The organism is Verrucomicrobiota bacterium, from assembly GCA_016871675.1.
Lineage (GTDB): Bacteria > Verrucomicrobiota > Verrucomicrobiia > Limisphaerales > VHCN01 > VHCN01.
On sequence record VHCN01000094.1, the window covers coordinates 1 to 9,769 of the forward strand.

Here is a 9,769-nt window from a genome sequence, read left to right on the forward strand (position 1 = left end):
CACGACGACAGACTTGGTGGGCAACAGCGGATTCAATTCCGCGGCGACGCCTTCGGACTACACCGACAAGGACTACACGGGCACTTTCAGCGGGACATCGAGCGCAGCGCCGCTTGTTTCAGGTGTCATTGCATTGATCCTTCAGGCCAACCCGAATCTCGGCTGGCGCGACGTGCGCGAAGTGTTGATCCGCTCCGCCACGAAAGTGACGCCCAATGACTCCGACTGGATCACGAACAGCGCGGGGTTTAATTTCAATCATCAGTTCGGCGCCGGCATGATCAACGCGGAGGCCGCGGTAAACCTCGCCACATCGTGGAACAACCTCGGCCCGCAACTCACCGCTGCTTACACGTCCCAGGGGGCGGCCGTCGCGATACCCGACAACACACCCGGTGGCGTCACCCAGACCTTCATCGTCACGAATTCGAGTTTTCGAGTCGAGCAAGTCACCGTCACCGTGGACATCTCCCATCCCCGGCGTGGCGATCTACGGATCATCCTCGTCTCCCCGAGCGGAACGGTCAGCCGCGTCTGCGAGCCACGTTCCACGGATTTCAATCCGGATTTCACCGCGTGGAGTTTCATGTCCGTGCGGCACTGGGGCGAATTCGCGCAGGGCACATGGACCGTGCAGGTGATCGACACAGCCACGGGTTCCACCGGCACGGTCAATACCGTGCGCCTTGACTTCTATGGGAGCGGCGCAGCGCCCGTCACCGACAACATCCTTGAGGTTTCAGTCTTCCCGCCCACCGGATCGACCGTGTTCGGAGGCACGAATCTGAACATGTTCGTCACCGTGCGGGACACGACCCCGGTGACCGACGCATTCGTTTTCCTCAGCGCCGTGAACTCGGCTTCCATTCCCGTCTTCACAAACATCTTTGTTCCGAATGACGGCCTGGCGCCCGACGCGATCTCCGGCGACAACGTCTATTCCTACGCCCTGTCCAACCTCGCGAGCGGCAACTACACATTTTACGTAAACACCACCGCACCGGGCAAACAACCTGACCAGACCATCGTCAGCTACAGCATCCTCACCGCGCCCCCCAACGACCTCCTGGCCAATTCGCTCAAGATTGCCGCATCGGGCCAGATGCTTACCGGCTACACTCACTTCGCGAACATCGAAACCGGCGAACCCGTCCACGCAGGCACTGCCGGGGTCACCAACTCCATCTGGTTTACTTTTGCGCCGACTAACAGCGGCCGCGTGCTGGTGGATCCCGGCGGCAGCACCTTTGACACGGCGATCGCCGTCTACACCGGTCTGGCCGTGGACGCGCTCACGCTCGTCGCCGCGACGAATGATGTGCCCGCGATCAACTCGATCACCAACAACCCGCGGGGCTGGCTCTACTTCGATGCCACCGCCGGCGAGACCTACCACATCGCGGTGGCCGGTGTGCCCCCCTTCGCCTCAGGCACTGTGAATCTCAGGGTCTTCTTCGATGGCGTGCCCGACACGAACGCGCCGGGGGTCACCATTACGGCGCCATTCAGCGGCCTCATCACCACGAATGGAGCCGTCACGCTCGCCGGGACCGCCACGGACGGCGGTCTTTTTGACTCCGGAGTCCAGTTTGTCGAAGTGAGCCAGAACGGCCAGGCCCCCGTGCTCGCGCTCAGCACCAATGGATTTGCCGCGTGGTCGTTGCGCGTTCTCCTGACGGCCGGCAGCAACGTGCTGCAGGTGGTCGCGGTGGACAACGCGGGCAATCGCTCCGCGCCGCGGAAGGTGGACGTCACGTATCGCGTGTTCGACCCGCCCAACGACCTTTTCGCCATGGCGCGCGACCTCTTTGGCACGAACGGCCTGATCGCAATCGACACGACGAAGGGCACGAAGGAAGTCGGCGAACCCAACCACGCCGGCAACAACGGCGGCAAGTCGATCTGGTATCGCTTCGTCCCGCCGTCCGACGGCTCGCTCTTCCTCACCACGACGAATTCGAATTTCGACACAGTGATGGCGGTTTACACCGGCACGCAGGTTTCCGCGCTCACGAACCTGGCATTCAACGACGACGCGCTCGCCCCGTTCCGGCACAGCGTCATCACGCTCGCCGTCCGCGCCGGAACCAACTACTACATCGCCGTGGACGGCTTGGGCGGCGCGTTCGGCACCGCGTTCCTCTCCCATGATTTCAGGCCGGCGGCGGTCTTCGACCTGACTCTCAACATTTCCGGCATCGGCACCGTGTCCGTGCCCGGCGGCAGCTACACGAACGGCACGCTCCTCTCAATCCGCGGCAATCCGCTGCCCAATCACGACTTCGTCTCCTGGTCCGGCGCGGTCAACACGCTCGACAACCCCATCATCGTCAACGTCGTCAGCAACACGACCCTCACCGCCACGTTCCTTCCGCGGATTTTCTCCGATGACTTCGAGACGGGCACGCTGACGAAGCTGCCGTGGTCCGCCGCCGGGAATGCCGCATGGACCGCCTCGGTCACGAACGCCTCGGAAACCAACACAAGCCTCGGCGGCCGGTTCTTCGCGCGCAGCGGCCTTATCGGAAACAACCAGACGAGCACGCTGCGCCTCGTGTCGCCGATGATCGCGGGGCCGGGCCAGTTCTCCTATCGCGTCAGCACCGAGGCGGGCTTCGACTTCTTCTCCTTCAGCCTCAATGGCGTCGTGCTCACGAACGTCAGCGGCGAGAGCGGCTGGCAGGTCTTCAGTTTCAACGTCCCCACCGGCACGAACACGCTCGAATGGAAGTTCACGAAGGACCCGGCGTTCTCCGGCGGGCTCGACGCCGTCTACATCGACAACGTCGATTTGCCGGTCGTCATTCCGAAGGACTTCAGCGTGCCCGTCACGCTCTCCAACTTTTTCATCAGCGCGGGCACGCCGGGAAATGTAGTGCCGAAGTTCCGCGTGAGCGGGCAGACGAACCAAGTCTACCACCTGCAGGGATCAGCCGACCTCTTCAACTGGGAAACCATCTCCACCAACATCGCGCGGCATGGTGTCATTCAGTTCACCGACACCCAGGCCACCAACTTCCCGACACGCTACTACCGCGTCATCGTCCCGTAGGCCAGGGATTCGCGGTGATGTTTGTCGCTCCCTCCGGTCGTATCCTTCCCGCTGGTCCTGCCTCGGAACGGGCACTCTTGGGACACTCCGCGCGTTGGGGATTCCAAGTCCGTTGTGAAGTGTCCTATTGCTTCGAGCCCGGCGGGACCGCGGGCGTGTCGGCTGGCGCCGGGGCGTCAATGACCTGCAGTTGGTAGAGCGCGGAGAACCGGCTGTCTTCGCGCGGCACCGGGATGGAATTGTAGAGGTAATCCACGCGGAAGCGGTAGTTCACGTAGTTTGTGCCCGGAGTCACCGGGATAAGCGTCTCCCACCGGTTCGACAGCTGCGCAAGGCGTTTCATCGCGTAGTAGTTGGTGCCCACCTGCACCGACGGCCGGACGCTGTCGCGCCGCAACGCCGTCTGGCGCGAATCCCACGCGAACTCGACGATGTAGCTCCCGGACTCGTTGCGCGGCTGGGCGCGAGGCGTGAGGTTGGTGAACGTGGAATAAGTGGTCGCGCACCCCGAAAGAATCAAGGTGACACTGGCAAGACTGGCGATGCGGTGGCGCAGACACATAGTGGCGCGAGCGTTGCACGCGTGCGAACGGTTTGTCAAAGGCGGAGTTTCCGTGACGGCTCGGGCGATCGTCGTGTCGGCCGCGCTGGAAACGAAAGAGGCCGCATCGCCGCGGCCTCAATCTTGTCCGGGGCTTTGCTGCCGCTCAGGGCGTGCCGACGCCGACACCCGTCGCCGGACGCAACAGCGTGAACTCCCCCCGGCGGTTTTGCGCCCACGCCGCATCGTCATGGCCGAAGGCTGACGGCCTGTCCTTGCCGAACGTGCGGGTGTAGATGCGGTCGGTGGAAATGCCTTCCTTGATGAGTTGCTCGCGAATCTTCAGCGCGCGGCGCTCGCCGAGCGAGCGGTTGTATTCCTCCGTGCCGCGTTCGTCGCAGTGGCCGTCCACGACGACCTTGTTGGTGGGTTGCCCGCGGAGGACGATCGCGACTTCCTTGACCTTCGCGAGTTCCTTCGCCGCGATCGCCGCGCTGTCGTAGGCGAATTGCACGGTGTTCGGCTTGAGCGCGTTCGCATCCGGCGCCATGCCGAAGAGCTTTTCCAAGTCGGAAGGCAATCCGATGCCTCCCGTGCTCGGTTCGATCACCGGCCTCGAGGGTTCGATGGGAACGGGGACCGGTTGCGGCGGGGGCGGCACGGGCGTGACAGGTTCCTCAACGGGATTCGGCGGCGTCACGCGGGCGATGTTCGTCGCCGCTTCCATCAGGTTGGGATTACCGACACTGGGTGTCGCGCCGCCACGGATGACGGTGATGCCCTTCTCGGGCCGCTTCGTGCGGCAACCGCTCGAAAAGGTGCAAACGACGGCGGCAAGTCCGATGCAAACAACAGAGCTGCGAAGTGAAACTTTCATAATGATCTCCGATCGACGGTTTTCTGCGCGCCCACGCAGTGTGAAATCCACAACCCCGACCGACGCGGCATTCTCGGCTGCTTCGTGCCGTGCGTCAAGCCAAGAGACCACCGCGCCCCGTGCGGTTCATTCGCAGGCAATTCCCGTTGAAGGATTCCCGCTTTTCTCCGTCGATGCTTGGAGCAAACTGCACCGCAATCGCATGAGTAACCTGACACTTTCACGACGCACCGCACTCAAGGGCATCGGCGCCACGCTGGCGCTGCCGTGGCTCGAAGCCATGGGGCCGCTCGATTCGTGGGCCGGTGGCGCCACGCCCGCCACCAAGGCCGCGCCGAACCGCATGGCCTTCATCTACGTCCCGAACGGCAAGAACATGGCCGACTGGAAGCCCCAATCCGAGGGCGAACTCGGCGAACTGCCCGCCATCCTCGAGCCCCTCGCCGAGCACAAGCGCGACTTTTCCATCCTCACCGGACTCACCGCCGACAAGGCGCGCGCCCACGGAGACGGCGGCGGCGACCATGCCCGCGCCCTCTCCGCGTTCCTCACCGGCGCCCAGCCGCGCAAGACCGACGGCACCGACATCCGCGCCGGCGTTTCCGTGGACCAGGTCGCCGCATCACGCATCGGCGAACAGACGCGCCTCGCCTCGCTCGAAATCGGCACCGAGGCCGGCGCGATGGCCGGCAACTGCGATTCCGGCTACTCGTGCGTATATTCCTCGACGATGTCGTGGCGCTCCGCGACGCAGCCGCTGCCGAAGGAAGTGAATCCGAAGCTCGTCTTCGAGCGGCTTTTCGCCGCGGGTTCCGCGCAGGACCGCGCCCGCCGCGACGCGCAGCGCAAGAGCGTGCTCGACTTGGTGAAGGCCGACTTCAACGAACTCAATGGCAGGCTCGGGCGCAACGACCAGCGCAAGCTCGAAGAGTTTGCCAGCGCCGTGCGTGACATCGAGCTGCGCATCGAGCGCGCCTCGAAATTTCCCGAGCCGAAAGCGCCGGAGGGCGTCACGCAACCCACAGGCATCCCGGCCACCTACGAGGAACACATCCGCCTGATGGGCGATCTGATGGTGCTCGCGTTCCAGACCGACACCACGCGCGTGTGCACGTTCGTCGTCGCCAACGAGGGCAGCAACAAGCCGTATCCCTTCATCAACGTCCGCGAGGGCCATCACGACCTCTCCCACCACGGCAACGACATGGTGAAGAAGGAAAAAATCCGCGAGATCAACCGCTTCCACACCAAACAGCTCGCCTACGTGCTTGGCAGGCTCAAGTCCGTGAAAGAAGGCGACGGCACACTGCTCGACCACACGATGCTCGCCTATGGCAGCGGCAACTCCGACGGCAATGCGCACAACCACGACGACCTGCCCATCCTCGTCGCGGGACGCGGTTGCGGCACGCTCACACCCGGCCGCCACGTCGTCTATCCCCGCGAAACGCCGCTCAACAACCTGTGGCTCGCGATGCTCAACCGCATGGAGATCCAGGTCCAGCAACTCGGCGACAGCACCGGCGAATTGAAGAACCTCGCCTGAGCCGGGCGGCTCAACCACGAAGGCACAAAGGGCAAGAAGGATACCGGAATCCGGCCTTCGTGCCCTTTGTGGCTTCGTGGTTCAACTCCACCTTCCCCGGAAGAGCTTCACTTGGGACGTGAACTTCACGTCCGCGTCCAGCGGGAAAATCGGCCGCGCACACTTCGTGTGACCGAGCGACTTCAGGTTTGCGCTCGTCGATCCGGGCGCGTCCACATCCACGTAGCGCGCCGCCCACGCCTTGAACATGTGCGGCTCGCAGTGCGGCGACTTCACCACGACCGCGCCGAAGCGCCGCGGGTCGCAGCCGTGCGCGAGGAACAGCGCGCGGTCGTAGAGGCTCACCGCGCGGCTCGTGACGATGAGCGTGAAGCCGGCAAACTGAATCACCGCCGTGCGCCCCGCCTGCCACAACTCTCGCGTCGTCTCGCTGTGAAACCATCCGTCGGACAGCATCCGCACGCGACCCTCGATCGGCAGCGGCGTGAAGCGCCGCTTGTCGAGCGCACCGCCGACCGTCGTCTTCACCGTGTTCCCGACGCCCGCTTTGAAAGCCGCCGCCACCGCAGCCGCGTCCACAATGGGAATGAGCGCGGTGCCTTCGTAGCCCGCATCGAGCAGCGCGCGAAGAATCGCGTTGCTGTCGCCTGACGCGCCGGAACTCGTCGCGTCCGCCGCGTCCACGAGCACGACGGTGCTTGAGCGGTCACCGCTCGAGTCTTGCGTCGTAGGAACATCACGCACACGAACACCCCTCACCCGCCCTTCGGGCACCCTCTCCCCTCGTCGGACGAGGGGAGAGGGATGGGGTGAGGGGTGCTCGTCCGCCCATATCTCGCGCGCAATGCGCGCCGCGTCCGCGAGGCTCGTGAGCGGCACCTGCATCTTCTCGTGATGCTCCCAGAACAAACTCGCGATGCGCAACGCCTCGCCCTCGGCGCGCGCCAGGTCGTTGTCCGTCACCACGAAGCTGTTCGACGCGAGCGCGGGCACGTCGGTGAACGGATTGCCCCACATCATCGCCGCCGAGAGTCCGCCGGGACGTTGCTCGATGGCCTTTGCCGCGTTCACCGCGTGCCGGATGGAGCCGGTCTCGGTGATGAGTTCATCGCCGCGCACGAGCGCAGGCACCGTGACCTTCGCCGTCACCGGCTTCACCTCGCCCGCGACGATGCGCAACAGCAGCCGTGCCGCGCGCGCGCCCGTGGTGAAGAAATCCACATGCGGATACGTGTGAAACGCCACCGCCGCATCGCTGTGCTCCAGCATCCGGTCCGTGAGGATGCCGTGCAAATCGAGCGAGATCACGATGGCCACGCGCTCGCCGACGATCTTCCGCGTCTCCGCAAGCAGCCAGCCCTCCGGGTCGCCCTCGCTCTCCGTCGCCATCGCACCGTGCAGGGAAAAGTAAATACCATCCACCGGCGGTGCGGCCTTGATGCTCGCGAGAATGTCCCCCGCGATGCGCGCAAACGCCGCATCCGTCAGAGTGCCGCCCGACGTGATGAAGTGCGCGCTGCGCGCCGGCACCGGTTCGACGCCCGGCGTCGCATCGAACACGCTCAATGCCCCGCCGACTTCGCTTCGCACCGTGCGGTGATAGTCAAGAATCGCGCGCCCGTGCCGCACCGTGAAATCCTCGCAGCCGCTCAACACCGGATTGAACGTCGAGACTTCCTGTTTGCACTCGACGATGAGGATGCGGGGCATGGCGGCTGGACGCGGCGGCCCTTTCACACCGCAATCGGCGCCTTGATCGCGGGATGCGGGTCGTAGCCTTCGAGCGTGAAGTCTTCGAACTTGAAGTCGTGGATGTTGGTGACCGCGGGATTCAGCTTCATCACGGGCGGCGGCCTGGGCGCGCGCGCGAGTTGGAGCTTCGCCTGTTCGAGATGGTTCGCGTAGAGGTGCAGGTCGCCAAACGTGTGCACGAATTCGCCGGGCTTGAGCCCGCAGACCTGTGCCACCATCCGCGTGAGCAGCGCGTAGCTCGCGATGTTGAACGGCACGCCGAGGAACAGGTCCGCGCTGCGCTGGTAGAGCTGGCACGAAAGCTCGCCGTCCGCGACGTAGAACTGAAAGAGCGCGTGGCACGGCGGCAACGCCATCGTGTCCACTTCGCCGGGGTTCCACGCGGTGACGATGTGGCGGCGCGAGTCCGGGTTTCGGCGGAGTTGCGCGATGGCCTCGTCCACCTGGTGTATGCTCCGGCCGTCGCTCGTGCGCCAGTCGCACCACTGCGCGCCATAGACGCGGCCGAGGTTGCCGTCGGCGCCGGCCCACTCGTTCCAGATGGTCACGCCACGCTCCTGCAGCCAGCGCACGTTCGTGTCGCCGCGGAGGAACCAGAGCAGTTCGTAGATGATGGACTTGAGGTGGAGCTTCTTGGTCGTAAGCAGCGGGAAGCCCGCGCGCAGGTCGAAGCGCGCCTGTGCGCCGAACACCGAGTAGGTGCCGGTGCCCGTGCGGTCGGCCTTGAACTTGCCGCGCTCGAGGACGAGCCGGAGGAGGTCGTGGTATTGGTGCATCGGTGTCGTCGTCGCCGGGACGGATTTGACGGCATGGGACGGATGGCCGCGTGAACGTCGCGGAGGGATTTACGCGAAGCGATGTGGCGCGCCAAGAGTTATCAGCCGCACAACTCCTTCAACCTCCTCAACACCGGCGGCATCGCCGTGAACGGGTCTTCCTTCGCCTCGTATTCCAGCGCGACCCAGCCTTGGTAACCGCCGTCGCGCAGCGCCTTCACGAAGCGCGGCAGGTCGGCGGCTTCGCTCGCGTTCGCGCCCGCGCGCCGGAGTTCCGTCTTGAGCTGCACGTTCACCGCGTAGGGCACGCACCTGGCGAAGTCATCGTAGGGGTTCTCGGTGCGGAAATTCCCGCTGTCGAGGTTCACGCCGAGCCAGCGGCTCCTCACCGGCTTGATGAGCTTGAGCAGATGTTCAGCGCTGCCGATGGCGTCGTGATTCTCGATGCCGAGGAAGATGCCCTTCGAGCCGGCGTAATCGCAGCATTCCTCGAGCGCGCTGATGACGAGCTTGTCGGCCTCCTCGCGCGGCAGTTCGCGCGTCTGCCCGGCGAAGACGCGGATGTGCGACGTGCCGAGCACCGCGGCGCGGTCTACCCACTGCTTGCACAGGGCGATCTCGCGGTCGCGCTTCTCGCCCTTCGGATGCGAGAAGTTGTTGCCGATGGCCGTGCCGCTGACAGCGATGCCGCGCAGGAACGCGTGCCGCCGCACTTGCACGAGATAGTCGGTCGTGAGTTCCTTGGGGAAGAAGTAGCTCGTGAGTTCCGCGCCCTCGCAGCCGTGCGCGGCGCAGTAGTCCACGAACTTGAACATGTTCATCGCCTTGTCCGCGGGCGGCGCCTTCGCCGCGGGGCGCGCCCCGTCCGTGAAGAATTCGCGCACCGAATACGCCGCGAGGCTGAGTTGCAGCCGCGGCTTGCCCGAACGTGGAAACGGCTCAATGGCGGAAGCGGTCGCGCCGACCGCGGCGGCTGAAGTCGTTGCGAGGAAGGACCGGCGTGAAAGCGTGTTCATAGGCTGTGCCCGGAACGTAGGATCAAGGCCGCAGGCAGGGAAGAAAAATGGCGGGCGCACCGCTTTGCCCCCCCGCGATTCCGGCTTGGTAGTCCGCTCCTGTTTGCCGCTACTCTAGCCGCGCGCAACGGATGAAACTCGTCCTCTTCGCCCACACGCCGCCGCCGCACCACGGGCAGAGCTACATGACGCAGCTATTGCTCGACGGA

Annotated in this window: 7 protein-coding genes; 2 read left to right on the forward strand and 5 right to left on the reverse strand. The window is 64.8% G+C overall.

Features of this window, described 5'->3' with window-relative positions:
• A partial coding sequence (locus tag FJ386_14225; protein MBM3877847.1) for a hypothetical protein occupies window positions 1–3,052 on the forward strand: 3,052 nt, incomplete at its 5' end.
• A gap of 124 nt (window positions 3,053–3,176) precedes the next feature.
• Here FJ386_14225 and FJ386_14230 read toward each other — a convergent pair.
• On the reverse strand, window positions 3,177–3,614 hold the full coding sequence (locus tag FJ386_14230; protein ID MBM3877848.1) for a hypothetical protein: 438 nt from the start codon (window positions 3,612–3,614) through the stop codon (window positions 3,177–3,179).
• A gap of 145 nt (window positions 3,615–3,759) precedes the next feature.
• Window positions 3,760–4,470, reverse strand: a complete 711-nt coding sequence (locus FJ386_14235) for a hypothetical protein (GenBank protein ID MBM3877849.1) — start codon at window positions 4,468–4,470, stop codon at window positions 3,760–3,762.
• A gap of 202 nt (window positions 4,471–4,672) precedes the next feature.
• Here FJ386_14235 and FJ386_14240 point away from each other — a divergent pair, with 202 nt between their 5' ends.
• Entirely contained in the window at window positions 4,673–6,016 is a 1,344-nt protein-coding gene (locus FJ386_14240) for a DUF1552 domain-containing protein (GenBank protein ID MBM3877850.1), read from the forward strand.
• Between the two features lie 81 nt (window positions 6,017–6,097).
• Here FJ386_14240 and FJ386_14245 read toward each other — a convergent pair whose 3' ends face one another.
• The 3 genes from FJ386_14245 to FJ386_14255 form a co-directional block, all read right to left on the reverse strand.
• Window positions 6,098–7,726, reverse strand: a complete 1,629-nt coding sequence (locus tag FJ386_14245; GenBank protein MBM3877851.1) for a M81 family metallopeptidase — start codon at window positions 7,724–7,726, stop codon at window positions 6,098–6,100.
• Between the two features lie 23 nt (window positions 7,727–7,749).
• Complete coding sequence (locus FJ386_14250; GenBank protein ID MBM3877852.1) at window positions 7,750–8,544, reverse strand: thymidylate synthase; 795 nt, start codon at window positions 8,542–8,544, stop codon at window positions 7,750–7,752.
• A gap of 101 nt (window positions 8,545–8,645) precedes the next feature.
• Window positions 8,646–9,560, reverse strand: coding sequence for a sugar phosphate isomerase/epimerase (locus FJ386_14255; protein MBM3877853.1), 915 nt, complete (start codon window positions 9,558–9,560; stop codon window positions 8,646–8,648).
• Window positions 9,561–9,769 lie beyond the last annotated feature (209 nt).

Coding starts and splice junctions, on each gene's coding strand:
- FJ386_14230 (MBM3877848.1), bottom strand. CDS start 3,614: ATGTGTCTGCGCCACCGCATCGCCAGTCTTGCCAGTGTCACCTTGATT.
- FJ386_14235 (MBM3877849.1), bottom strand. CDS start 4,470: ATGAAAGTTTCACTTCGCAGCTCTGTTGTTTGCATCGGACTTGCCGCC.
- FJ386_14245 (MBM3877851.1), bottom strand. CDS start 7,726: ATGCCCCGCATCCTCATCGTCGAGTGCAAACAGGAAGTCTCGACGTTC.
- FJ386_14240 (MBM3877850.1), top strand. CDS start 4,673: ATGAGTAACCTGACACTTTCACGACGCACCGCACTCAAGGGCATCGGC.
- FJ386_14255 (MBM3877853.1), bottom strand. CDS start 9,560: ATGAACACGCTTTCACGCCGGTCCTTCCTCGCAACGACTTCAGCCGCC.
- FJ386_14250 (MBM3877852.1), bottom strand. CDS start 8,544: ATGCACCAATACCACGACCTCCTCCGGCTCGTCCTCGAGCGCGGCAAG.